The sequence below is a fragment of the Pedobacter foliorum genome (assembly GCF_013266735.1).
Taxonomy (GTDB): domain Bacteria; phylum Bacteroidota; class Bacteroidia; order Sphingobacteriales; family Sphingobacteriaceae; genus Pedobacter; species Pedobacter foliorum.
Genome location: NZ_JABSNU010000016.1, coordinates 31,517 through 57,820, shown reverse-complemented (window position 1 = coordinate 57,820; position 26,304 = coordinate 31,517). Strand labels below are relative to the sequence as shown.

The window sequence follows — 26,304 nt, the reverse complement described above, 5'->3', positions numbered from 1 at the left end:
TCACTTTATAGATTGGGGTTGTCGTTTTGTGCTGATATTGATTAACTTTACAGCATCACTAACTAATTATTTTTTCATGAAAAAAACAGTATACCTGCTGTTGTTTGCATTGGTGTTTTCCTTTGTAAACACTGTAAAAGCAGATGAAGGGATGTGGATCCCGATGCTGATAGGTAAAAACTATGAGCAAATGAAGAAGCAGGGCTTTAAATTGACTGCCAAAGACTTGTATAATGCGAACGGATCTAGCTTAAAGGATGCTATTGTTCATTTCGGTGGCTTCTGTACAGGAGAAATCGTATCTGATAAAGGTTTGATCTTTACCAATCACCATTGTGGTTATGATGCAATTGCATCAAATTCAACTGCGCAAAACAATATCCTTGATAATGGTTTTTATGCTAAAAACTATGGCGAAGAGAAGCCAATTGATGGATTGTTTGTACGTTTTCTTCAAAAAATGGAAGATGTAACTGCACAGGTAAATGAAGCTACTAAAGGTTTAAAAGGGGCAGAGAAGTCTTCGAAAATGCTCGAGGTATTTGGTGCAATTTCAAAAGCAGCTATTACAGGACCAACAATTGAGGCTAATGTAAAGGATTTTTACAAGTCTAACCAGTTCATCCTTTTTGTTTACGAGCGTTTTGATGATGTTCGTTTAGTAGGTGCTCCGCCACAAAATATTGGTAAATATGGTGGTGATACTGACAACTGGGAATGGCCTCGTCAGACAGGAGATTTTTCTGTGTTTAGGGTTTATTCTTCTAAAAACAATGCTCCTGCAAAATACTCACCGGAAAATGTTCCGTTTAAACCAAAGAAGTTTTTACCGGTATCTATTAAAGGGGTAAAGAATGGTGATTTCTCAATTGTTTATGGATATCCTGGTCGTACCGATAGATATTTAACTTCTTACGGAGTTGATTTGGCTACTGAAAAAGTAAGTCCTACTATCGTTAAACTTCGTGATATTCGCCTTAAAGCGTGGAAAGCGGAGATGGATAAAAGTGTAGACACACGCTTAAAGTTGTCTTCTAAGTATGCTAACATCGCAAATTACTGGAAGTATTATATCGGTCAGACTGAGCAATTGAAACGCTTAAAAGTTGCTGATTCTAAAAGAAAAGACGAAAAAGCATTTACTGAATGGGCAGCTCAAAAAACTGAATTTGCCGGTTTAATGGAGCAATATGATCAGATTTATAAAAGTATTGATCCGATATCTATTCAACGTACTTACATTAATGAAGGTTTCTTAGCTTCTGCATGGGTTCCAAATGCGATTTCAATTGGTCGTGGATGGAATGCGGTAGCGCAAAAGAAAGGTGATGATGCTTTTGCCGCTCAGGTAAAAGCTGGTGCTGTTAAAGCTATCGATACTTACCAGGAAACTTATAATGAGACTGCTGACAAAAAGATTTTTGCACAGATTTTAGCTTCATTCTATAATGATGTTCCTGTAAAATCTCAGCCTAAGTTTTTTAGTGATATTGCTGAGAAATATTGGTCGGGAAATCCTCAAGCTACTTTCCAGAAGTATGCGGACTACCTTTGGGAGAACAGTAATTTTATTAAGCCAGAGAAATTAAAAGCATTTATTGCTTCTAATCCTTCTCTTGATGCGATTAAAAATGATCCAGGGTATAAGTATGCAGTTAATCTTTACCTTCCTGATTATGTGAAGACTAACTTCGGTTCTGTAGTCGCTGATTTTGAAAGTAAAAAAGAGGAATTGGATAACTTATATCTTAAAGCAATTCTAGAGAAAAATGCAGGGAAATTAATGTATCCTGATGCGAATTCTACAATGCGTTTGAGTTATGGTAATGTGCAGGATTATTCTCCAAAGGACGGTATTGTGTATAAAACTACTACCACTATTGATGGGGTAATGCAAAAATATATTCCGGGTGATAGTGAGTTTGATTTACCTGCTAACCTGATTGAGAACTATAATAAAAAGAACTTTGGTCAGTATGGTAATGATGGTACTTTAACGGTTGGCTTTATTACTAATAATGACATTACGGGTGGTAACTCTGGTTCGCCTGTTATTAATGGTAAAGGTGAATTGATCGGCTTGGCATTTGATGGTAACTGGGAAGCAATGAGCGGTGATATCGCTTTTGATAAGCAGTTTAAACGTACGATTTGTGTTGATGTGCGCTATGTGTTATGGTGTATTGATGTGCTTGGTGGTGCTAAGAACTTGATTGATGAGTTGGAGTTGAGGAAGTAAAGGGGAGAGATCCTCATGCTGAATTGCTCGTCATCCTGAATCTGCTGTGGTGCTGAATCGATCGTCATCCTGAATTTATTTCAGGACCCCTCAAGAGAAAGGGGGAATAGCGAGTGCGAGGTCCTGAAATAAATTCACTGTTGTCCGGAGAAAGTTTTATAATAAATTTTAACCGGACAGCCGACTTACAAATGGCTGCAATATTTGGCTTCTGAAATATTATTTTCCTGAATATTGCAGCTATAAAGAGTTAAGAATGCTAAAACACGAATTATAATCTAATTTTCTCCGGACAGCCGGATTTAAATAGGAATTTTAAAAATGGGAAAAACAGAGGGCTTGCTTTTTCAAAAGACAAAAAAAAATACTGTTTTTAGCTTAATTTAAATGATTTAATGGTGTGTTTAGATTTTAACCGGACAACAGTGAAATAAATTCAGGATGACGACAGCTTTAAACAATCTGTCATCGATAAATTTAAAAAAGGTCGGTTGCATTTGCAGCCGACCTTTTTTAATGGCGCTTTATTGGTTTGCTATAAGGGTTTAGTAACGTAAATAATGCTTTTTTTATGGAATGAGTTTTATATCTTTAGCGTTGCACACATTGTGAATACTTAAGAACCAAACTTATAAACTAATCAGTATTATGTCCTTAATTTTTAGTAGAACAATTACGTCCAAATTTAAGGTTGCTTTTTCAGCGGCTTTGCTTTTTGGACAGGGTATAGCCATGGCCCAGGTTAACCAGTATGAAGGAACTGGTAACCTAAAATATGTCGACCCATTAATTGGGAACGTAGGTCAGCTTTTGGAGCCTACCAGACCAACAATACAACTTCCTAATCAAATGATAAGGATGTTTCCACAAAGATCTGATTACATGTCTGATCAGATTTCCAGCTTCCCTTTAAATGTTGTTTCTCATAGAATGGGGCAAGTTTTTGCTATCAAGCCAACTGTTAAGGCTATTGAAGCATCTGATTGGGGCAAAAGAATGACTTATGATCATGATTTGGAAATCAATCGCCCTTGGTATTATACCACCTGGTTAATTGATGAAGAAATAAAAGTTGATTTTACGCCTGGAAAAAAGACAGGTATATTCAGGTTTGAGTTTCCTACGAATACTGAAAAAGGCCTATTGCTTGATGTGTTTAATGGTGGAGAGCATGAGTATAAATCAATTTCAAAGAAAGAAATAACCGGTGTTGAAACCTATAGTGGGAATGTTAAAGTATACATGTATGGTGCTTTTAATACTGATATTACATTGGGTGGTTTAAAAGAAGGGAAAGCTGTTGCTGCTAATTCTGTTAATGATAAAGACTTAAAAGCATGGGTAAGTTTCTCTAAAAATGCACCAAAAGCTATAGAGTTTAAGTATGCCATTTCTTATGTAAGTGCTGAACAAGCGAAGAGGAATTTCGATAACGAGTTGAAAAACTCAACATTTGAACAGCAAGTTAAAAAAGGAGAAGAAGCTTGGTCAAAGGTAATTAACCAAATTAAAACAGTTGGTGGTACTGAGGCTCAAAAGCGTTCATTCTATACTGCTTTGTATCGTTGCTACGAGCGTATGGTTGATATAACCGAAGACGGCCAGTATTATAGCGGCTATGACAAGCAAGTTCATAAAACTACACGTCCGTTTTATGTTGACGATTGGTCGTGGGATACTTATTTAGCGCATCACCCACTTCGTACAATCTTGAACCCTGAACAAGAGGGTGATATGATGAACTCATACGTAAACATGTATACGCAAAGTGGTTGGGTGCCTACATTTCCATTGTTGTTTGGTGATAATCCTTGTATGAATGGATTTCACTCTTCAATTACTTTTCTTGATGCGTATCGCAAAGGGATAAGAAGCTTTGATGTTAAAACGGCTTATGAAGGAATGCTTAAAAATGCAAACGAAGCGACAATGTCGCCATGGAAAAATGGTCCAAAAGGTGAGTTGGAAGATTTCTATTATGCAAAAGGCTATTTCCCATCTTTGAAAAAGGACGAAAAAGAAACTGATCCAAGTGTACATAGCTGGGAAAAACGTCAGGCTGTTGCTGTAACCTTAGGTCATAGTTATGATGATTGGGCTGTTGCGGAAATGGCTAAAGAACTTGGAAAAGAGCAAGATTACACTAAGTTTATCGCAAGAAGTAACAATTACAAAAACTTATGGGATAGCAAAACTCAAATGTTTTTACCAAAAGATAAAGATGGCAATTGGGTAGATATTGATCCTAAGTTTGACGGTGGTATGGGCGGGAGAGATTATTATGACGAGAATAACGGCTGGACTTATTTATGGCAGGTACAACAAGACGTTAAAGGTTTGATTGGTTTGTTTGGTAGTGCAAAAAGCTTTGAGAATAAGTTAGATCAGCTTTATAGAGAGCCACTTGGTAGAAGTAAATATGAGAACTGGGCCAAGTTCCCGGATGCAACAGGTATGGTTGGTCAGTTTTCTATGGGTAACGAGCCTAGCTTCCATATTCCTTACTTGTTCAATTATACTGCTTCGCCATGGAAAACTCAAAAGCGCATCAGATTCCTTTTAGATACCTGGTTTAAGGATAATGTATTTGGTATCCCAGGAGATGAAGATGGGGGTGGTATGACTGCTTTTGTGGTATTCTCTTCGATGGGATTTTATCCTGTTACTCCAGGTATTCCAGTGTACACGATCGGAAGTCCGTTATTTCAAAATGTTAGCATAGATCTTTCAAACGGAAAGAAATTCCAATTGATAGCGAACAATTGTTCAGTTGTAAATAAATACATCCAGAGTGCTAAGTTCAACGGACAAGTGTTAAATACACCGTGGTTTACTCACGAGCAATTAGTTGCAGGTGGCAAATTAGAACTGGAAATGGGGCCTAAACCAAATAAAAGCTGGGGTGTAGAGCAGAGCAAATAATTATAAACTAACCAAACAACCAATAAATTAACCATTTATTATAGAACCATGAGTGAATTAAAAGTTAAAGTAGCCCTTACCCAGAAGAAATTCTTGGTAACTATGGTATTTGTTACGTCCCTCTTTATGTTTTGGGGTATTGCAATTACAATGGCGGATGTATTGAATAAACATTTTCAGCAAACCATGAGCTTGTCTAAGTTTCAATCAGGCTTTGTTCAGTTTGCAGTTTTTGGAGCGTATGCAGTGATGGGGATACCTGCGGGATTATTTATGAAACGTTTTGGGTATAAAAAAGGAGTGCTCTTAGGCTTGTCGCTTTTTGCTGCGGGGGCTTTTTTGTTTATTCCAGCGGCTAATGTTTCTTCTTTTGCTTTTTTTGGGATCGCATTGTTTATTGTTGGTTGTGGATTGTCTACTCTTGAAACAGTTGCACATCCATTTGTTGCTTCGTTAGGAGATCAGCGGACCAGTGACTTGCGTATCAATTTTGCACAGACTTTTAATGCAGTCGGCACTATGATTGGGCCGGTTATAGGAGGGTATTTTTTGTTGTCTAACAATGTTGAAGGAAGTACCGATCTTACATCTGTTAAGGTATTGTATGCTGTTATTGGTACTGTTATTCTACTTGTTGCAGTGTCATTTTCTTTTGTTAAAGTACCAGATTTAATAGATCCTCACGTAGTTTCTTCAGCTGATGCTGATGCGGTTAACGTTGATGTTGAGCCAGGTAAGAAGTTGTTTGCACACAAACATTTTGTTTGGGCGGTTGCTGCTCAATTCTTTAATGTTGCTGCACAAGCCGGAACATGGGCATTTTTTATTAACTATACTCATGAAATAGTTGGCTTTAGCTCATCTAAAGCATCTTATGTCATGGGATTCTTTTTTATGGGTATGATGCTTGTTGGGCGTATTCTTGGTACCTTCCTTATGCGTTTTATTGCACCTAACAAGTTGTTGGCTGCATTTGCATTGGGCAATATAGTTATGTGTATCATCGTCGCCCAAGGCTTAGGTATGATTTCTTTTGGTGCGCTTTTGATGATCAACTTCTTCTTTAGTATCATGTTTCCGACTATTTTTAGTCTTGGACTTAAAAATCTGGGGTCGCATACGCAACAAGCATCTTCATTTATATCAATGGGAGTTGTTGGTGGTGCATTTTTTCCACTTCTAATGGGAGTTGTAGCAGACTCTTTTGGTACAGCGCATGCATATTATACGCCAATAATCTGTTATATTGTGATCTTTATGTTTGCTTATAAATTCTATAAGGTAAAACACTAGAAAATAACTTTAACCAAATAAATAGTATGAAAATAATTTCTAAAAAATGGCTGGTCATTCCAGCCATTTTATTCTCCATTCAATTCACTCAGGCACAGGACTGGGCTAATTTAAAAAGATATCAGGAAGAGAATGCTAAACTAAGCGCGCCTGCAAAGAACGAAAGCAGAGTCGTTTTTATGGGTAATTCTATTACTGAGGGATGGAAAAACAATCATCCTGAGTTCTTTACTGTTAAACCTTATATCTGTCGTGGAATTAGCGGGCAAACTACTCCGCAAATGCTAATCCGTTTTCATCAGGATGTAGTGGCGTTAAAACCTAAAGTTGTTGTAATGCTTTGCGGAATCAATGATATCGCCGGTAATACTGGTCCTTCAACTTTGGAAATGATTGAAGATAACATCTCGGCTATGACTGAGATAGCGCGTGCAAACAATATCAAGGTAGTGCTTTCTTCAGTGTTACCTGCTTTCGCTTTCCCATGGAAACCAGAAGTTGAGCCTGCGGATAAGGTAATTGCCCTGAATAAATGGATTAAAGCCTATGCAGAAAAAAATAAACTCATTTATGTTGATTATTTCTCGGCGATGAAAGATGAAAGAAATGGCTTGCCTAAGAGCTTGGCAGAGGATGGTATTCATCCAAATAAAGCAGGTTATGCTATAATGGAACCACTTGTTGAGCAGGGGATAGCAAAAGCATTAAAGCAGAAATAATAAGATTCTGTTGATAATTTGGCTTAAAAAAAGAGACTGTATTGCAATATAGTCTCTTTTTTTAAGCACTCGTTTTAATACGCCCGTCATCCTGAAATAAATTCACTGTTGTCCGGTTAAAATCTAAACACACCATTAAATCATTTAAATTAAGCTAACAACAGTGTTTTTTTTGTCTTTTGAAAAAGCAAGCCCTCTGTTTTTCCCATTTTTAAAATTCCTATTTAAATCCGGCTGTCCGGAGAAAATTAGATTATAATTCGTGTTTTAGCATTCTTAACTCTTTATAGCTGCAATATTCAGGAAAATAATATTTCAGAAGCCAAATATTGCAGCCATTTGTAAGTCGGCTGTCCGGTTAAAATTTATTATAAAACTTTCTCCGGACAACAGTGAAATAAATTCAGGATGACGGGCGTGCTATAATTTAGCTTACTAATTATAAACAAACTCGCCGTTTTCAGAAACAATTGTTACTTGTTTCTGCTCCGAAGCCTCAACACGGCCAATAATCTGCGCATCAATATTAAAGCTTTTAGAGATGGCAATGATATCTTCAGCTATTTCAGCCGGAACATACAATTCCATACGGTGACCCATATTAAATACTTTATACATTTCTTTCCAGTCTGTGCCAGATTGTTCCTGTATTAAACGGAACAGTGGCGGAATTGGAAATAGATTGTCTTTTATGATATGAACATCGTTATTAACAAAGTGAAGCACTTTAGTTTGTGCACCACCACTGCAATGAACGATACCATGAATTTGAGATCTGTGGCCTTCTAATACCTTTTTAATAACAGGAGCATAAGTGCGCGTAGGTGATAATACCAATTTACCGGCAGTTACTTCAGTTTGCTCATCAATTTTAACAGGATCAGTTAATTTCTTTCCACCAGAAAATACCAGGTCGAAAGGAACAGCCGGGTCGAAACTTTCAGGGTAACTGTTGGCTACAGATTTATCGAATACATCATGACGGGCAGAGGTAAGACCATTTGATCCCATACCACCATTGTATTCAGTTTCGTAGCTAGCTTGTCCAGAAGAAGATAAACCAACAATTACATCACCAGCCTGTATTTTATCATTACTAATGATCTTATCGCGCTCGATACGGCATGTTACGGTTGAATCAACAATGATTGTGCGTACTAAGTCGCCAACATCAGCAGTTTCACCACCAGTAGAGTAAATAGAGATGCCTTGGGATCTAAGTTCAGCTAAAATTTCTTCGGTACCATTAATAATGGCAGCAATTACTTCTCCAGGAATCAGGTTTTTATTACGACCAATTGTTGATGACAATAAAATATTGTCTGTAGCACCTACGCAGATTAAATCATCAATATTCATAATGATTGCATCCTGAGCAATGCCTTTCCAAACAGAAATATCACCTGTTTCTTTCCAGTAAACATAAGCTAAGGAAGATTTTGTACCTGCACCATCAGCATGCATAATATTGCAAAATGACTCATCATTGCCTAAAATGTCAGGGATAATCTTGCAGAAAGCCTGCGGAAAAATACCTTTATCTATGTTTTTGATGGCCTGGTGCACATCTTCTTTCGAGGCAGAAACGCCACGCTGGTTGTACCTGTTATCACTCATGTTGCTGCAAAGATAGGGAAACCCCTTAATGTTAAAACTTTAATGTAGAAAAAAAACACACTAACTAATAAAAAAATAACCCCCACTAATTAAAGCGGAGGTTATAAAACTAAAAAATAGTTGGTTATTAGGGGTTTGGTTTATTTTAAAAACAATAATTCCCTGAACTTAGGTAGAGGCCAAACGCTGTCATCTACAATTTGTTCTAACTTATCTGTATGGTAACGAATAGTATCGAAGTATGATTTTACTTTCTCATCATAAGCAATTGCTTTATCACGTGAATCTTCAATAGCATTTACTTGTTTACGTTGCTCAAGCATTGCATCAATGCTAGTTTTAACGATGTTTAAGTGCTCAGATACTTTGTTGATGATTGATAGCGGAGTTGCTAAAGCATCACCACTTAAACCAAGTTCTTTTAATCCTTTAGCGTTTTCAATTAAAGAGTTTTGGTAAGCAATTGTAGCAGGGATGATCATGCTGTTGGTTACTTCGCCCATTACCCTTGCTTCAATTTGAAGTTTTTTGTAATAGCTCTCTAATAAGATCTCATGACGAGCATGTAATTCTCTTTTGCTAAATACTTTGGTGTTAGTAAACAGTTCTTCTGTTTTTTCAGTTACATAAGCATCAAGCGCTTTTGGTGTAGTTTTGATATTTGATAAACCGCGTCTTGCAGCTTCATCTTCCCACTCCTGGCTATAACCATTTCCTTCGAAACGGATGTCTTTAGATTCTTTTAAGTATTTTTTGATTACAGTTAATAAGGCAACATCTTTTTTCTCACCTTTTTTAATCAATTTATCAACCTCAACTTTGAATTTAGTAAGCTGATCAGCAACAATAGCATTCAATACTGTCATTGGTGCAGAAGAGTTCTCAGAAGAACCTACAGCTCTCAATTCAAATTTATTTCCGGTAAAGGCAAAAGGAGAAGTACGGTTACGGTCAGTAGTATCAAAAGAAATCTGAGGGATTTTAGGGATACCTAACCATAAAGAATCTTCATTTTTAACTTTTTTAATGATGCTTCTTGATGATTCGATCTCGTCTAATACCTCAGCTAATTGAGAACCAAGGAAGATAGAGATGATCGCAGGAGGAGCTTCATTAGCACCTAAACGGTGATCATTGCTTACTGAAGCAATACTTGCTCTTAATAAGTCAGCGTGCTCATGAACAGCTTTGATGGTGTTAACAAAGAATGTTAAGAACATCAGGTTGTTTTTAGGAGTTTTTCCTGGAGATAATAAGTTTTTACCAGTGTCAGTAATTAACGACCAGTTGTTATGTTTACCTGATCCATTGATACCTGCATATGGTTTCTCATGCAAAAGCACTTTAAAGTCATGTCTTAAAGCTACTTTTTCCATCAGGTCCATTAGCAATTGATTGTGGTCAATGGCAAGGTTGATTTCTTCATAAATTGGAGCACACTCAAATTGAGAAGGTGCAACCTCATTGTGGCGAGTTTTCAATGGAATACCTAATTTTAAGGCTTCGTTTTCAAAATCAACCATATAAGTGAACACACGCTCAGGGATAGATCCGAAATAATGATCTTCTAATTGCTGTCCTTTTGCAGATATATGTCCAAATAATGCACGTCCTGTTAAGGCTAAATCCGGACGAGCATTGTATAACGCACGGTCAACCAGGAAATATTCTTGCTCAATACCTAAAGAAGCAGTTACTTTAGTAATGCTCTTGTCGAAATATTGACAAACATCAACCGCTGCTTTATCCATCGCTGAAAGTGCTTTCAATAAAGGAGCTTTATAATCTAAGGCTTCACCAGTATATGCAACAAAAACAGTTGGAATACAAAGTGTTTTACCAGCTTTGCTTTCCATAATGAAAGCTGGGGAAGAAGGATCCCATGCTGTATAACCGCGTGCTTCGAAAGTGTTGCGGATACCGCCGTTAGGGAAACTTGAAGCATCCGGCTCTTGTTGAACCAATGCACTTCCTGCGAATACTTCAATTGCACCATCGCTGCTTGGTTCAAAAAATGAATCATGTTTCTCAGCTGTAGTACCAGTTAAAGGTTGAAACCAGTGAGTATAGTGAGTAGCACCTTTAGCCATTGCCCAGCTTTTCATAGCTGTTGCGATGTGATTGGCATCTTCATGATTAATTAGCTCACCCGAGTCAATGGATGAAACCAATTTTTGATAAACCTCTTTTGACAAGAAATCTTTCATTTTTCTTTTGTCAAAAACATTAACGCCGAAAAATTCAGAAATCTTGGCTGAAGGAGCCTTTACTTCTGGTGAAACTCTCGTTTGCGCCTCTCTTAATGCAATTGTTCTTAAGCTTTTCATTTATTTGTTTAAAATTTTACCAAAAATAGGATTATTAATTAATTATTTCCATCAAATTGTTTGTAAAAATACAAATGTTAGCAAATTTTAAAGCAAAAATTGAACATTTTTGATGAAAACCAGTTTTTAATAAGAAGAATAAGTTAAAGAGGTAGCTTTTTTAGGGGTGTTAGACTATTTGTCTAATTTCTGTGTCATTTTCTGAAATGACGCTTAAGTTGGCCTCTCGAAGGGTAAATATACTGTTTGTTCATTTATTTTTATATTTTTTGAGGGGATTTTTTCATTTTCAAGGTTTTTTGCCTTAAAATTCCTAATATTTTCCTCTAAAAGCAGTGAAAATTACTAAAACTATTGTTTTGGCTGTTTTTTAACAGAGAGATCATTTTTATCTGTTTTTCTGAAAAACTCTTTCTTTTTAAGTTTTTTTTAAAGTGTTATGGAATATATGGATGTTCTACATCCTCTTTAAAACTAATACTTGACATTATGCTTAACATCTCATCTAATTTACACAAGACAGAGTGGCTCGATCTTGTGTTTAAAAACAGAAACAAAAACTATGGTGCTTATTCATTAAGATCTCAATCATCAGGCACAACTGCACGCGCTTTGTTTATTGCTGCTCCATTATTTGTGCTATTTTTTGCCGGGCCAATGATTTATAAACATGTTATTGGTGAAAAACCTTCTGAAACTGTAGCGCCTATCAAGGATGATCGTGTTATTGATATTACTCTGGCTGAGCGTAAAATTGAGAAACCAAAACCTCAGGAAAAGATGGATATGCCGAAAACTGAGCCTATAAAAGAGAAAATTAAAACTGTTAAACCAGTTTCTAATCCAATAGTTGTAGATAGGCCAGTGCTTGCAGACCCGCCAACATTAGTGGAGATGGATCATGCAGCAGTAGGGCCTGTTACACAGTCTGGTGTTGAAACTTCTCTTGGTTCGGTTCCTATTGAGGGTACTGGGAATGGAATAGGTACCGGTAGTGGCGATGGAAACGGCGTTAAGGAGGATAATGGAATCCATGATATGACCGATATTCAATCTTATCCGGAGTTTGAAGGAGGGATGAAGGCTTGGGCTAAGTTTATACAAAGGAATTTAAGATATCCAAATGCAGCGCAGGAAGTTGATGCGCAGGGTAGGGTTTATATCAGTTTCGTAGTAGAAAAAGATGGTTCTGTTTCTAATGTTACTGTTTTGAGAGGAATCGGTTATGGTTGTGATGAAGAGGCCGTGAGGGTAATTAGTAAATCGCCAAAGTGGAAACCAGGTAAACAAAATGATCAAAATGTTAGGGTTAGGTATAATATGCCACTTTCATTTACTATAAGCAGATAACTATATATAGGTATTCGATACGCTCTCAATATTAAGAATAGGGTTAGGGGATGTAATTAAGTTTACAGCCCCTTTTTTATTGATAAAAAACTAAATTGCATATCAAAAGACTCATTTATGCAAGATTTTAAACCGGTAGAGAATTCTCAAACGACACTTACAGAACTTATGATACCTTCTTACTCTAATTTTGGGGGTAAAATACATGGAGGGATTATTTTAAGTTTAATGGATAAGGTTGCTTATGTATGTGCGGCAAAACATTCAGATGGTTATTGTATAACGGCTTCTATTGATGTTGTCGATTTTTTAGCTCCTGTTGAGGTGGGTGAACTGGTTTCTTTAATGGCATCAGTAAATTATGTAGGTAATACTTCTATGATTATAGGAATAAGAGTCATTTCAGAAAACTTGAAAACGCATGTTATCAAACACACCAATACGAGTTACTTTACTATGGTCGCTATAGGGGATAATAACAAACCTAAACAGGTGCCAGGGTTGATATTGAAAAGTGAAGAAGACATTAGGCGGTTTGCACAAGGGCTAAATAGAAAGAACCTCAAAACCGAGTATAAAAAGAACGAAGCCAGCTTAAAAGAAAGCTATAATAATGAAAGTTGCTTAATTACTCTTAAAAATGAAAGGTGTAAGGTTGATCTGTTATAGATTTTATAATACAGATAAAATTATTTAATATTGATTTAATCATTCCAGATTAATTCTTAGCCTCAGCATATTGGATACAACAAGGAATATTCCTATTGATTTAGCTGCTTTTGAACAATTATTTAGAACACACCACAAGCGCCTTTGTTTGCTTGCCATGAATTGGATTGGAGATAGTGATGTGGCCGAAGATATTGTTCAGAATTTTTTCATTACGCTTTGGAATAACCGAGAGACCTTGAGTTTAAAAACTTCTTTTAATGCTTATTCTTATAAGGCAATAAAGTATAGTTGTATCGACTATCTGAGGAGAGAAGCTGTACAAGAGAAAAGAAAGGGTCTATTTTCTTCAGAAATAGAGATTGAAGAGGAAGAAGAGGATATTGCTGATCGAATGAAATTGTACGCTCAAATTATCGATGTAGTGGATAGCTTACCTGCAGATCGTAAAAATGTATTTTTATTACATGCTGTAGATCGTCTAAGTTATGCCCAGATTGCTGAAAAATTAAATATTTCAATCAATACTGTTAAAACTCAACTTAGACGTGCATACATGTACCTACGTGATAAATTGCACCTTTTTTTGTTCCTTCTTTTAATTATTTATGGATAATTATATTTTTTTTTGTTTTGCTGTCACCCTTTTTTGTTTATAGTGCGACATACTATTAAACAAACGATAAAAAGATGGCATCAGAAAATCCAGATTGGGAGAAGCTAATAGAGTCACTCGAATACGAAGAGTCGTTGGGTAAGCAATTGAGTGTGGAAGATGCTGAATTGTTAAACGAACTTCGTCGAATTAAAGAGGATTCTGCCAGTACTTATGTAAACTTAAGTAAGTTTAATACTGATAAGAGTTGGATTGACTTTTTAAGTCGTATCGCTATCGAAAAATCGTTGCCACACATACCCGAAGAGCAAGTTGTAATAAGGAAATTGTCAAACAGGAGTTTGATTGTTAAAATCTCAGCAGCGGCTGCAATTGTTTGCATGCTATTGGCAGGCGTTTTCTTTTATTATAGTAAGAACAATCATGAAAAGCCAATTCTCATATCTAATGTAAAAGAAGTAATCCAGCCAGGAGGTAATAAAGCCACACTTACTTTAGGAAATGGAACTAAGATAGACCTTACTGCTGCAGCAGTTGGTCAGGTGGCTAAACTTGGCGGTGTTACAGTTATTAAAGATAAAGATGGACAGGTTGTTTATAACACAGTAAGCGCACAGCCTTCGGCTGTTTCCTACAATACAATTACTACACCTCGTGGAGGACAATATAAAATAATCTTGCCCGACGGTAGTGACGTAGTATTGAACTCTATGTCTTCACTTAAATTTCCAACTGTATTTTCAAAGAACGAACGTTTGGTGACACTTACGGGCGAAGGGTATTTTGAAGTGAAAAGAAATGAAAAAGCTGCTTTTAAAGTTAGTGTAAATGGTAAACAGGAAGTTGAGGTGTTGGGCACTCATTTCAACATCATGGCTTATGATGATGAGCCCTTAATAAAAACTACCTTATTAGAAGGAAGTGTGCGCATCCGATCAGATAAATCTTCTGAAGGTTTAATCCTTAAGCCCGGTCAGCAAGCATTATTGTCTCCATCAGGTGAATTGAACATGAAAGAATTGGCAGATCTGGACCAGGTGGTTGCTTGGAAAAACGGCCTTACCTCATTCAGTAAGTCTGATATTAAAAGTATTATGAGGCAGGTAGCCAGATGGTACGATGTTGAAGTTGAGTATAGACCGGGAATACCTGATCGTTCTTTTTCAGGCGATATTCCTAGGGGTTCCAGCATTTCCAGCCTACTTAAAATATTGGAGCTGAATGATATTCATTTTATTGTTGAAGGGAAAAAAATTATTGTTATGCCATAAATAAACATTACTTAAACTTTAAATCTAACCAGATATATGATGAGATAAATTTACCCAAAACCAGGTTGATCTAAAATAAAAAGCCGGCGGTGCTAGTAACACCACCGACAAATGTTTGGCTCAATCCATTCCGCAAAATGCGGTAAAAAACCTTTCGACAGTCCTTAATTCAATTAAACCAAACACTCAAAAGTATGAATTTTTATACGCCCAATAGGTATGTCCATGAATTTTATGGAAAACTTAGATATGCAATTCTAGTTATGAAACTTACGGTATTTTTACTAGCCTTTACCTGTTTTCAAGTCTGTGCTTCTGGATATGCACAAAGGATTACATTGTCCGAAAAAAATGTATCAGTCGAGACCATTTTAAAGAAAATAAAGAAGCAATCGGGATACCACCTCTGGTACGAAGATAATTTGTTGGATAAAACCAGAAATATTGATATTAATGTTGCCAATGTTTCTTTAGAGCAAGCTTTGGAGAGCTGCTTAAAGGGGTTTCCTCTTACCTATGCTATAGTAGATAAAACGGTAGTTATTAAAAGAGATAAATCATGGTATGAACTATTGACCGTTAGTGGCAAAGTTACTGACGAACAAAATATACCGATGCCAGGTGTAAGTGTAAGACTTAAGGGAAGCGAAATTGGCACTACAACAGATAATCAGGGTGGTTATTCATTAAATCTGCCAGATGGCAATGGAACACTCGTGTTTTCGTCTGTTGGGTTTAAGACTTATGAAGTTAAGGTGAGTAACCAATCTATTTTGAACCTGAAAATGTCTGCAGAGGCTCAGGGCTTAAATGAGGTTGTAGTAGTAGGTTATGGTACGCAACAGAAAAAGGACATTCTTGGAGCTATATCTACAGTGGGTGCTAAAGACCTGGAAGAACGACCAGCAACTAATTTTGGTTATTCAATTGAAGGAAAAGCCGCAGGTGTACAAGTTTTAACACCTTCAGGTAAGCCTCAGGGAGGATTTTCTATCAGAGTTAGGGGTACAACTTCTATTACCGCTGATAGTGAGCCATTGTATGTAGTTGACGGGGTGCCTAGTATTACCACTTATGATATTAATCCGAGTGATATTGAAAGTATCTCTATTTTAAAGGATGCAGCATCTGCGGCAATATATGGTGCTTCTGGAGCTAATGGTGTAGTTCTAATTACTACTAAAAGAGGAAAGAGCCAAAAAGCACAGCTTTCATTTAGTACTTATGGTGGGATATCAAACGTTAAAAACAAGATAGACGTATTAAATAGAGCCGATTATATTGCGTTAATGACTGAAATTGGTCAGGTAGCTGCTTGGGATAACTATAAAGACGATACGGATTGGCATAAAGAAATTTATAGAGAAGCATATGCTCAGAATTATCAGCTTTCGGTAAATGGTGGTAATGATGCTACAACTTATTATTTATCTGGTTCATGGCTAAAACAAGATGGCGTAGTTAGAACAAATACAATGAACAGGTTTAATTTTAAAGTGAACCTTGATCAGAAAGTAAATGACTTTATTAAAGTGGGTACCAGTGTTTCTTATGCAAGATGGTATGATCGTAATATTGATGACAACAGAGGGTCTGCAAATTCAGGAGTAATTATGAATGTACTTACTTCCTCTCCTGTAACAGGTATTTATAATGCGGATGGTACTTTTACTGCAAATCCATTAAGGTTATCGTTTAATAATCCTGTGGCATATACTGATGGTTCAATCAATGGTTTTAATAACAGTCGTTTTTTTGGGAACCTGTACACAGAGGTGTCAATTTTAAAAGATCTGAAGTTTAAAACTTTATTTGGATACGATAGCCAAAGGGGTAAATACAATTACTTTTTAGATCCATTTAGAACAGATTGGGGAAGGGTTAATAAAGGGTTGGCAGACTTGAATATGAATGAAAGTGAGTACTGGCTTTCTGAAAATACACTAAGTTATGCTAAAACCTTTGCTGAAAAACATGTGGTAGATGCTTTTGTAGGTTATACTGCAAGTCGTACCACTTCTGAGTCTTCTGAAATAGAAACCAAAGGATTTAGCGGCATAAGCGTGCCAACTGTAAATGGAGGTTCTATTATTAACTCTGCAACAGGCGGAAGGGCTGCGCGTACTAATACTTCCTTTGTAGGTAGGGTGCGTTATGCTTATGATGATAAATATTTATTGTCGAGTAATTTAAGAGCAGACGGATCTTCAGTTTTTGGACCGGATAAGCATTGGGGCTTTTTTCCGTCATTTTCTGCCGGATGGAGAATATCAAAAGAGAATTTCTTGAAAGATGCGGAGTTTATTAGTGACTTAAAGATCAGATATGCTTGGGGTAAAGTTGGTAACGATCATATTGGTCCTTATGCCTGGTATGGACTTATAGCAACCGGAAGTAATTATATTCTAGGAGAGCAAGTGAATTCTGGAACTGCTCCCCAAACTCCTGAAAACAGGAATCTGCGATGGGAGAGTACTACTCAAAATAATATTGGTATAGATGTGAGTCTATTTAAAAGCAGAATTAATTTATCAGTGGATTTGTACAGAAAATCTACTGCTGATTTATTGTTCGATAAACCTGTACCTACTTCAAGTGGCTTTTTAGGTGCATTGCAGAACATTGGTAAGCTAGAAAATAAGGGGATTGAATTTGCATTGAATACAAAGAATCTTACGGGGGCAGTTAAATGGGAATCTGATTTTAACATCTCATTCAATAGAAATAAAGTAGGTTATATTGGAGATCAGGAACTTGCTGTAGGTGGGATTCCACAAAGACAACAAGCTGCCATTATCAAAGAAGGATTGCCTATTGGTACTTTTTGGGGTTATGTTTCTAAAGGGGTTGATCCTAAAACCGGAAACATGATCTATGAGGATGTAAATGGTAATGGATACAATATTGATGAGGATGGTGCATTGGATGCAGGAGATAGAAAAGTGATTGGAAATGCAAATCCTAAGTTTACTTACGGCTTTACGAATAGAGTTTCTTATGGGAGTTTTAGCTTGGACTTGTTTTTACAGGGAGTACAGGGAAATGATATTTTTAATGCAACACGTATAGAGACAGAAGGAATGATGGATTATAGAAATCAATCTGTAGCTGTGTTGAGAAGGTGGACAAAAGAAGGTCAGATCACTGATATTCCAAGAGCTGAATCAGGAAACGTGATTAATTCAGATATCTCTTCCAGATTTATTGAAAACGGTTCTTACTTAAGGGTAAAGTCGCTTACGCTGGGCTATAAACTACCGCAATCGGTGTTAAGCAAAATGAAGCTAAGAAGCGTGTCGTTGTATGTGACAGGCGAAAACTTACTGACTTTTACAAAATATTCAGGGTATGATCCTGAGGTGAGTGCCTTTGCTGGTACGGGTGGGGAGAGTTCTAATGGTGCTTTAGGTATTGATTATGGTACTTACCCTCAGGTTAGACAGTTTATTTTTGGACTAAGTGTTTCTTTTTAAATCTAAGATTATGAAAACGAAATTATATATCATTATTTGTGTTTTAATAGCATTGGGTGCATCTTCCTGTAATAAATTTTTAACGGAAGAGCCTGAATCCAATGCTACAACTGGAAATGCTTATAAAACGGCTTCTGATATTGAAGCTGCATTAACTGGTGTTTACAATTCTCTTTATACAGAGTATTTTGTTTGGGACTTCTTTTTACTTTCTGACGTACGTTCTGATAATGCTTATGCTGGTGGGGATGCCCAGGAGGTATATCAATATGATAATCTGTCGATTTCTCCGCTTAACGTAAGGGTGTTTAATGATTGGCAACAGTTGTACAATGGAATAGCTAAAGCAAATCTTGTACTTGAAAAAATAAACGATGTTAAAGATGTAACTCTGGATCAGGGAGATCGACGTGCTCAAATTGTGGGTGAAGCCAAGTTTTTGAGGGCTCTTTTTTACTTTGAGTTGGTTAAGAATTTTGGTGGAGTACCACTGGTAATGCAGTTCGGTAAAATTAATCCTGATGAAGCAAATGTCCCTAAGGCAACCGAAGCTGAGATTTATGCTGCAATTGTAGCTGATTTAAATGATGCCTTGGCTGTTCCTGATAGTTACAGCACAATCTCTTTAAGTAAATCAAGAGTTACTAAAGGAGCTGTGTATGCTTTACTTGCTAAAGTATATGCTCAAAAACCAGATAGGGATTACAATAAGGTATTGGAATACATTAAGAATGTTGAAGACCGTGGGTATAAATTGCATAATAGTTATGATGAACTTTTTGATGGATCTCATTATGTAAATGATGAGGCTATTTTGGAGATTCAATATAAAGCATCTACTCCACAGGCTAATTATGGGCCTCAGCTTTTGTTACCTCCATCTATATCTGGTGATGATTGGAGAAAATACTGTACTCCATCTAAAGACTTGGTGAAGGCATTTGATACAGAAGGGGATGAAATTAGAAAGAATTCTACCATTTTATTTGAAGATGTGGAATGGTCCGATGAGTTTTGGAAACCTTGTGCCACTTCGGGATCTGTAGCTTTTACTTATAAATGGAGACATGCTGAAGGTTGGGCAAGTGGCGATTACGTATACATATTAAGGTTTTCAGACATACTTTTATTAAAAGCTGAAGCATTGAATGCTTTAGGTCGCAGTGCTGAGGCTCTGGCTCCTTTAAATTTGGTTAGGGGTAGAGTTAATCTATCTGAAATTAAACCTGGAGATTTCTCAGATATACAACTTGCCGACAAGATATTGAACGAAAGAAGACTGGAACTGGCATTTGAAGGGCAACGCTGGTCTGATTTGATACGTACCAATAAACTTGAGCCGGTAATAGGTGCACTTAAGGAATATGTTATAACCTGCGATGGGGGTAGTAAACAAATGAATTATAATATGAATTCAGATAAAAGGCTTTTGCCTATTCCACAGAATGAGCTTAACAGGAACAATAAACTTGTTCAGAACAAAGGATATTAAGAATGGCCAATTTTTAATTTAAGAAGTGTCTGGAATTTGGGTCTAGGGAACTCATTTTTCAGGCACCTTCTTTGAAGTTTACATTATGAAAAGAGAATTGTGTTTGCTGGTTGTTATTTTATTAATGTGTCAATGTAAATCGAAGTCGCAGGCTGGAGGTGTTCCAGGGGTGGAGCCGCCTGAAACAGGGCTTCCTGCGATAAAGGGAAAAATAGTGTTCCATAATTATTCAATTTATGGATCTGGAGACTCTAAAGTGTATCTGTACGATTTTTCTACAAATAAACTTAGTACTTTGAGCGATCAGTGGATTGTTAATGATCCTATGAATGCCCACTTTTCTCCAGACGGAAAGCAAATTGTATTTATGGGCAAGCCTTCAGCTAACGACAACTGGGATATCTATTTGTGGTCGCTGGGTTCATCTGCTCAACCAATTAACTTAACAAAAGGAAATAAGAAGCGTGATGAAGATCCTAAGTTTTCTCCTGATGGAAAAAACCTTGTTTTTAAGCAGGATGGCAGAATGAAAATTATGGATCTTTCTACTTTTGGAATAACAGCTGTAGGTGAATCTTCATTAGAAGAATCTATGCCTTATTTTACCAGTGATGGTAAAAAGCTGGTTTACGCCATGTGCGATGGAGCAAACTCCGGTATCTACATGGTAAATGTAGATGGCGCCGAAAATAAAGCACTGGCTAATGCAGTAAATGTACAGGAATATTATCCAATTGTAAGAGATGCCGAAACTTATCTCTATTCAAGCTGGTACAGTGCGGGTAATGAAAATGATCAGATTTATATGGGCTATTTTAATGGTAAGGCTCCAACTTATTTGCCGTTTAATAAAAATAATGAGAACTATTCTGATGCTTATCCCTGCGGTTCCGAATATGTTATATTATCGAGTACCAGAAGTGGAACTATAGGAGGGTATGATCTTTATATTGCCCATATTACCAGTGGAAAAATATGGTCTTTAAATGCATACAATCCTAAAATCAATACTACTGTTAACGAACTTGGAGTAAGTTATTCGGCATTTTGATTTTAGGATTGCTAATGCATTATATTTTTATTGAAAGAGGATCTTAAATTTTAGGCTCCCATCCCTTTTCATATGTACGGCCCCATAGTTTTTGGGCTTCTTTGTCGCCCACGATGTGGCCGTTTTTAGGATCAATTTTTAAGTCTCTATTAACTCGCCATGATATATTTGCTAATTGCATGGCAACTGTGCTTTTGTAACCCAATTCAACATCGCAATTAGGCCGTCTATTGTTTCTTATCGCATCTAAAAAATCTGCTATATGTAAACTATCCAATCCTAAACTTGGGCTGGCAGTGTTTCTTCCCTCTAATGATTCGCCACCTGATTTAGGTTTTACATCCTCAATTAATTTGCCTTGAAGATCATATATTTTGTAAGCATCATCCCCTGTATCGAGGCTTCCTTTTTCGCCATAAAAGATAATTCCACGTTCCTGACCTTCAACTTTTCTTCCGTTACAGCTTCTGTTTTCCCAAAGTAAAGTTACCTTGCCGGGATAATCTAAAGTCGCTATTTGAGTGTCTGGGGTCTGCCAATCATCATTGAATTGGTATCTGCCACCGGACGAGCTAACGCGAGTTGGGAAATCTACTCCCAAACCCCAGCGAGCAACGTCAACTTCATGAGTTCCATTGTTTAATGCCTCGCCTGTTCCCCAATGCCAGAACCAGTGCCAGTTGTAATGGATTAGACCTTCTTTGTAATCAACACGAGGAGCTGGGCCCTGCCATAAATCATAGTCTAACCAGTCGGGCACATTACCAGGTTTTAAAAATGTTTCCTTTCTTGTGTTTGTATACCAGGTTTTAGCCATGTAGACGCGACCAATTACCCCTTGATGGAGTCGTTCGATTCCTTTAGTAAGGGTAGGAGCAGAGCGGCGCTGTGCACCCATTTGTACTATTCTATTGTATTTCCTGGCTGCGGCAACAGCCATTTCACCTTCTCTTGGGTTATGGCTTAAAGGTTTTTCTACATAAACATGTTTCCCTGCCTGGCAAGCCATAATGGTTAGTGGGGCATGCCAATGATCAGGTGTTGCCGTATATATTGCATCAACTGATTTATCTTCTAAAACTTTACGCAAGTCTTTTTCAGATTTGGGCGTGGTGGTTTGCCCAGCCTTCATTATTGTGTTTATTGCATTAGGAATTGCTCGTTTGTCTACGTCACAAACGGTAACTACCTGTGTGTTTTTTTGTTGGGCGATAGTGCCACCCATGCTATTGCCACGACTATTAACTCCGATAGTTGCTACGTTTATTCTATCATTTGCTCCGATAATATTTCTATAGCTTTTGGCGCTAAAGCCTGATGCAGTTCCGCCGAATATGCTATTCCCAACAGATAACGCTGCGGTGCCGATACCTATCTTTTTTATAAAGTCTCTTCTTGAATTGTTGCTCATGGTTTATTTATGGTTATAAAATAAATTTAGTGAAACAATTCCTATATCAAGAAGGAATATTTGGTTGATCAAGAGCGGATATAAATATGTTACATCAAGAACGCTCTAAAAAAACAAATCCGAATGACCACTTCTGGTTCATTCGGATTTGCTAATTTATATTTTTTAAGTTTTATCCTTTATGATCTTCAACCCATTTTCTGGCGTTCACAAAAGCTTCCATCCAAGGTGTAACTTCATCTTTACGTCCTTTTGGATAATTTGCCCAATGCCATTGGAACAATGAACGCTCAATGTGAGGCATCATTACCAGGTGACGACCAGACTCATCACACATCATTGCTGTGTTGTAATCAGATCCGTTTGGACTAGCTGGATAAGTTTCATAAGCATATTTAGCTACGATTTGGTATTTATCCTCTGCGTAAGGTAACTGGAATCTACCTTCACCATGTGAAACCCAAACACCCAATGTAGCGCCTGCTAACGTAGAAAGCATTACCGAATTGTTTTCTTGTAAGGTTAATGAAGTAAATATACTTTCGTGTTTACCACTTTGGTTATGCAACATTTTTGGTTTCTCTGCATGGTCTTTATTAATCAGGCCAAGCTCAACAAAAAGCTGACAACCATTACAAATTCCTACAGATAAAGTATCTGGTCTGCTAAAGAAGTTTTCAAGAGCAATTTTAGCTTTTTCATTGTACATGAAAGCTCCTGCCCATCCTTTTGCTGATCCTAAAACGTCAGAGTTAGAGAAACCACCAACAGCACCAATGAATTGAATGTCTTCTAAAGTCTCTCTTCCAGAGATAAGGTCGGTCATGTGAACATCCTTAACATCAAAACCGGCAAGGTACATGGCATTAGCAACTTCACGTTCTGAGTTACTTCCTTTTTCACGGATAATAGCTGCTTTTGGTCTTGGTTTTGAAGCATCTAAAACTGGCTTCTTGCCGTCAAATTGTGCAGGGAAGTTAAAGTTAAGTACGTGGTTTTTATAGTTGTCAAAGCGTTCTTTTGCTTTTACAGGTCCACTTTGCTTTTTATCTAATAGATAAGAAGTTTTGAACCATACATCACGTAAGTGATCAATGTCAAAAGATAACTCATCTAAATTGTTTTTTAGCTGTAAGCTGGCTGTTGAAGTAACTTCACCGATTTTGTGATAAGCAACGCCATTTGCAGAAAGGATAGCTTCAGCATCCGCAGTTGCCTGGAATACGATACCGATGTTTTCAGCAAAAAGTAACTTGATGATGTCTTGCTCACCTAGAGAAGAAAAATCTAAAGATGCGCCAAGATCACGATCAGCAAAGCAAAGCTCTAATAAAGTAGTGATTAAACCACCGCTACCTATATCATGTCCTGCTTGTATTTTCTCCGTTTTTATTAATTCCTGAAGTGTGTTGAATGTATTTTTAAGTTGATCTGCGTTTTTAACATCTGGAGTTTCGTTGCCAATTCTGTTTAAGATTTGTGCAAATGAAGAACCACCAAGTTTATAGGTATCATCAGATAAGTTGATGTAGTAAATTGAACCACCATCTTTTTGTAAAACAGGTTCAACAACTTTAGTGATGTCATTGCAATTTCCTGCCGCTGATATAATCACAGTACCAGGAGCAATAACCTCATCGTTCTTGTATTTTTGCTTCATAGACAGGGAATCTTTACCCGTTGGGATATTGATTCCTAAGCTGATTGCGAAATCAGAACAAGCTTTTACCGCTTCATATAACCTGGCATCTTCACCTTCATTTTTACAAGCCCACATCCAGTTGGCTGAAAGCGAAACGCTTTTAAGCCCATCTTTTAATGGTGCCCAAACAAGATTAGAAAGAGATTCAGCAATAGCAATACGACTTCCTGCTGCCGGATCAATTAATGCAGATAGAGGAGCGTGGCCTACTGAAGTAGCAATACCTTCTTTTCCTTGGAAGTCTAATGCCATCACACCGCAGTTGTTTAGCGGTAATTGTAATGGACCAGCACATTGTTGCTTAGCAACACGACCACCTACACAACGGTCTACTTTGTTCGTTAACCAGTCTTTAGAAGCAACTGCTTCCAATTGTAAAACTTGCTCCAGATAAGTATTTAACTGAGCTTTATCATAAGTAACTGGTTGGTATTTTCTATCGATGGTTTTATCATCCATTACTACTTTTGGAGAACTGCCGAACATGTCTTTCAGTTCTAAGTCCATTGGTTTAGCACCAGTAGTCGCAGATTCAAAAGTAAAGCGGTGATCGCCTGTAACTGTACCTACAGTATACATTGGAGAACGTTCACGATCTGCAATTTTTTGAAGTGTTTCTATATGTTCTTGTCCGATTACCAGACCCATACGTTCCTGAGATTCGTTACCGATAATCTCTTTTGCTGAAAGGGTAGGATCTCCGACAGGTAATTTGTCAAGATCAATTTTTCCGCCGGTTTCTTCAACCAATTCAGAAAGACAGTTTAAGTGACCACCAGCACCGTGATCATGTATAGATACGATACTGTTATGCTCGCTTTCTACCATGCCACGCACAGCATTTGCTGCTCTTTTTTGCATTTCAGGATTAGATCTCTGAATGGCATTTAGTTCGATTCCACTACCTAAAGCACCGGTATCAGCAGATGATACTGCAGCACCACCCATACCAATTCTATAGTTTTCTCCACCAAGAACTACAATTTTATCACCTTCAGAAGGTTTTTGTTTCTTAGCCTGGCTAGCTTTACCGTAACCAACACCACCTGCAAGCATGATTACTTTGTCGAAACCAAGTTTACGACCGTCTTCTTCGTGCTCAAAAGTAAGTACAGATCCAGTGATTAGTGGCTGACCGAATTTATTTCCAAAATCAGTTGCTCCATTCGAAGCTTTAATTAGAATATCCATCGGAGTTTGGTATAACCATTCTCTTTCTTCAACACCTTTTTCCCAAGGGCGATTATCTTCTAATCTTGATAAGGCAGTCATGTAAACCGCAGTACCAGCTAAAGGCAATGAGCCTTGTCCACCTGCAAGTCTATCTCTGATTTCACCACCTGATCCTGTGGCGGCACCATTAAATGGTTCAACAGTTGTTGGGAAATTGTGTGTTTCTGCTTTTACAGAAATTACTGATTCGAAATCGCTGATTGCATAGTAATCAGGTATGTCTGCACGTTTAGGTGCAAATTGCTGAACTATCGGGCCTTTAATAAAGGCAACATTGTCTTTATATGCAGAAACGATATCGTTAGGGTTTTCTTCTGATGTTTTACGGATCAGTTTAAAAAGTGAGGTTGGTTGCTCTACGCCGTCTATAACGAATTTACCATTAAAGATTTTGTGACGACAGTGCTCTGAGTTTACCTGAGAAAAACCAAATACTTCTGAATCTGTAAGTGCTCTTCCAAGTCTTTTAGAAAGACCATCTAAATAACCTACTTCATCATCACTTAGTGATAAACCTTCCTGTTTATTGTAAGCAGCGATGTCGCTAACCTCAATAATAGGTTCCGGTTGTATGTTAATTGTATATATATCCTGATTAAGTTCCTTATATTTTTGAGATAACATTGGATCAAAGTCAGAAAAGTTCTCTTCAACTTTATGGAATTCTTCAATCCTGATGATTCCTTCGATGGCCATGTTTTGCGTAATCTCTACTGCATTAGTGCTCCAAGGAGTTACCATTGCTGCTCGAGGTCCAACAAAAAAATCTGCTAATACGGTTTCTTGCTTTAATTTTGCACCGCCAAACAGCCATTCTAGTTTTGTAATATCAGTATCGGATAAGTTTTGCGCGGTTTGTAAAGCGAAAACTGTATTGGATTGATTGGAGAAGAAATAAATCATTGTAGTGTTTTGAGCC

General features: G+C 37.2%; 15 protein-coding genes. 11 read left to right on the top strand and 4 right to left on the bottom strand.

Annotation, left to right across the window (positions count from 1 at the left end):
- The first annotated feature begins 76 nt into the window (after window positions 1-76).
- From HQN83_RS22145 to HQN83_RS22130, 4 genes are all read left to right on the top strand, one after another.
- The gene (locus HQN83_RS22145; RefSeq protein WP_173093452.1) at window positions 77-2,239 is read left to right on the top strand and encodes a S46 family peptidase; all 2,163 of its coding nucleotides are present in this window, start codon (window positions 77-79) and stop codon (window positions 2,237-2,239) included.
- Window positions 2,240-2,887: 648 nt separating this feature from the next.
- Window positions 2,888-5,161, top strand: coding sequence for a GH92 family glycosyl hydrolase (locus HQN83_RS22140; protein WP_246254568.1), 2,274 nt, complete (start codon window positions 2,888-2,890; stop codon window positions 5,159-5,161).
- Window positions 5,162-5,209: 48 nt separating this feature from the next.
- Entirely contained in the window at window positions 5,210-6,454 is a 1,245-nt protein-coding gene (locus HQN83_RS22135; RefSeq protein WP_173093450.1) for a sugar MFS transporter, read from the top strand.
- Window positions 6,455-6,480: 26 nt separating this feature from the next.
- On the top strand, window positions 6,481-7,173 hold the full coding sequence (locus tag HQN83_RS22130; protein WP_173093448.1) for an SGNH/GDSL hydrolase family protein: 693 nt from the start codon (window positions 6,481-6,483) through the stop codon (window positions 7,171-7,173).
- Between the two features lie 435 nt (window positions 7,174-7,608).
- On the opposite strand, the gene HQN83_RS22125 is transcribed toward HQN83_RS22130, so the two are convergent.
- Window positions 7,609-8,790, bottom strand: a complete 1,182-nt coding sequence (locus HQN83_RS22125; RefSeq protein ID WP_173093446.1) for an AIR synthase related protein — start codon at window positions 8,788-8,790, stop codon at window positions 7,609-7,611.
- A 140-nt stretch (window positions 8,791-8,930) separates the two neighbouring features.
- Window positions 8,931-11,117 carry a glutamine synthetase III family protein gene (locus HQN83_RS22120; RefSeq protein WP_173093444.1) on the bottom strand — a complete coding sequence of 729 codons (2,187 nt, stop codon included), beginning with the start codon at window positions 11,115-11,117 and terminating at the stop codon, window positions 8,931-8,933.
- Between the two features lie 489 nt (window positions 11,118-11,606).
- Here HQN83_RS22120 and HQN83_RS22115 point away from each other — a divergent pair, with 489 nt between their 5' ends.
- The 7 genes from HQN83_RS22115 (at window position 11,607) to HQN83_RS22085 (ending at window position 21,039) form a co-directional block, all read left to right on the top strand.
- The gene (locus tag HQN83_RS22115) at window positions 11,607-12,467 is read left to right on the top strand and encodes an energy transducer TonB (protein WP_173093442.1); all 861 of its coding nucleotides are present in this window, start codon (window positions 11,607-11,609) and stop codon (window positions 12,465-12,467) included.
- A gap of 117 nt (window positions 12,468-12,584) precedes the next feature.
- A complete protein-coding gene (locus HQN83_RS22110; protein WP_173093440.1) occupies window positions 12,585-13,136 on the top strand; it encodes an acyl-CoA thioesterase in 552 nt (183 codons plus the stop codon).
- Between the two features lie 70 nt (window positions 13,137-13,206).
- Window positions 13,207-13,752 (top strand): RNA polymerase sigma-70 factor, encoded by a 546-nt coding sequence (locus HQN83_RS22105; protein ID WP_173093438.1) that lies wholly within the window; start codon window positions 13,207-13,209, stop codon window positions 13,750-13,752.
- A gap of 74 nt (window positions 13,753-13,826) precedes the next feature.
- Window positions 13,827-15,023: a FecR family protein gene (locus tag HQN83_RS22100; protein WP_173093436.1), complete on the top strand. Its 1,197-nt coding sequence runs from the start codon at window positions 13,827-13,829 to the stop codon at window positions 15,021-15,023.
- A gap of 194 nt (window positions 15,024-15,217) precedes the next feature.
- A complete protein-coding gene (locus HQN83_RS22095) occupies window positions 15,218-18,496 on the top strand; it encodes a TonB-dependent receptor (RefSeq protein WP_246254567.1) in 3,279 nt (1,092 codons plus the stop codon).
- A gap of 10 nt (window positions 18,497-18,506) precedes the next feature.
- Window positions 18,507-19,988: a RagB/SusD family nutrient uptake outer membrane protein gene (locus HQN83_RS22090; RefSeq protein WP_173093434.1), complete on the top strand. Its 1,482-nt coding sequence runs from the start codon at window positions 18,507-18,509 to the stop codon at window positions 19,986-19,988.
- 85 nt (window positions 19,989-20,073) lie between these two features.
- On the top strand, window positions 20,074-21,039 hold the full coding sequence (locus HQN83_RS22085) for a TolB family protein (protein ID WP_173093432.1): 966 nt from the start codon (window positions 20,074-20,076) through the stop codon (window positions 21,037-21,039).
- 43 nt (window positions 21,040-21,082) lie between these two features.
- Here the strand turns inward: HQN83_RS22085 and HQN83_RS22080 are convergent, their stop codons facing one another.
- Both HQN83_RS22080 and purL read right to left on the bottom strand, forming a co-directional pair.
- Window positions 21,083-22,450, bottom strand: a complete 1,368-nt coding sequence (locus HQN83_RS22080) for a Gfo/Idh/MocA family protein (protein ID WP_173093430.1) — start codon at window positions 22,448-22,450, stop codon at window positions 21,083-21,085.
- A 172-nt stretch (window positions 22,451-22,622) separates the two neighbouring features.
- Window positions 22,623-26,288, bottom strand: a complete 3,666-nt coding sequence (gene purL, locus HQN83_RS22075; RefSeq protein WP_173093428.1) for a phosphoribosylformylglycinamidine synthase — start codon at window positions 26,286-26,288, stop codon at window positions 22,623-22,625.
- Window positions 26,289-26,304 lie beyond the last annotated feature (16 nt).

Excerpts from the sequence above, each read along its gene's own strand:
- HQN83_RS22085 (WP_173093432.1), top strand. The coding sequence starts at position 20,074 with ATGAAAAGAGAATTGTGTTTGCTGGTTGTTATTTTATTAATGTGTCAA.
- HQN83_RS22095 (WP_246254567.1), top strand. The coding sequence starts at position 15,218 with ATGAATTTTTATACGCCCAATAGGTATGTCCATGAATTTTATGGAAAA.
- HQN83_RS22115 (WP_173093442.1), top strand. The coding sequence starts at position 11,607 with ATGCTTAACATCTCATCTAATTTACACAAGACAGAGTGGCTCGATCTT.
- HQN83_RS22110 (WP_173093440.1), top strand. The coding sequence starts at position 12,585 with ATGCAAGATTTTAAACCGGTAGAGAATTCTCAAACGACACTTACAGAA.
- HQN83_RS22140 (WP_246254568.1), top strand. The coding sequence starts at position 2,888 with ATGTCCTTAATTTTTAGTAGAACAATTACGTCCAAATTTAAGGTTGCT.
- HQN83_RS22135 (WP_173093450.1), top strand. The coding sequence starts at position 5,210 with ATGAGTGAATTAAAAGTTAAAGTAGCCCTTACCCAGAAGAAATTCTTG.
- HQN83_RS22125 (WP_173093446.1), bottom strand. The coding sequence starts at position 8,790 with ATGAGTGATAACAGGTACAACCAGCGTGGCGTTTCTGCCTCGAAAGAA.
- HQN83_RS22145 (WP_173093452.1), top strand. The coding sequence starts at position 77 with ATGAAAAAAACAGTATACCTGCTGTTGTTTGCATTGGTGTTTTCCTTT.
- HQN83_RS22130 (WP_173093448.1), top strand. The coding sequence starts at position 6,481 with ATGAAAATAATTTCTAAAAAATGGCTGGTCATTCCAGCCATTTTATTC.
- purL (WP_173093428.1), bottom strand. The coding sequence starts at position 26,288 with ATGATTTATTTCTTCTCCAATCAATCCAATACAGTTTTCGCTTTACAA.
- HQN83_RS22100 (WP_173093436.1), top strand. The coding sequence starts at position 13,827 with ATGGCATCAGAAAATCCAGATTGGGAGAAGCTAATAGAGTCACTCGAA.
- HQN83_RS22120 (WP_173093444.1), bottom strand. The coding sequence starts at position 11,117 with ATGAAAAGCTTAAGAACAATTGCATTAAGAGAGGCGCAAACGAGAGTT.
- HQN83_RS22080 (WP_173093430.1), bottom strand. The coding sequence starts at position 22,450 with ATGAGCAACAATTCAAGAAGAGACTTTATAAAAAAGATAGGTATCGGC.
- HQN83_RS22090 (WP_173093434.1), top strand. The coding sequence starts at position 18,507 with ATGAAAACGAAATTATATATCATTATTTGTGTTTTAATAGCATTGGGT.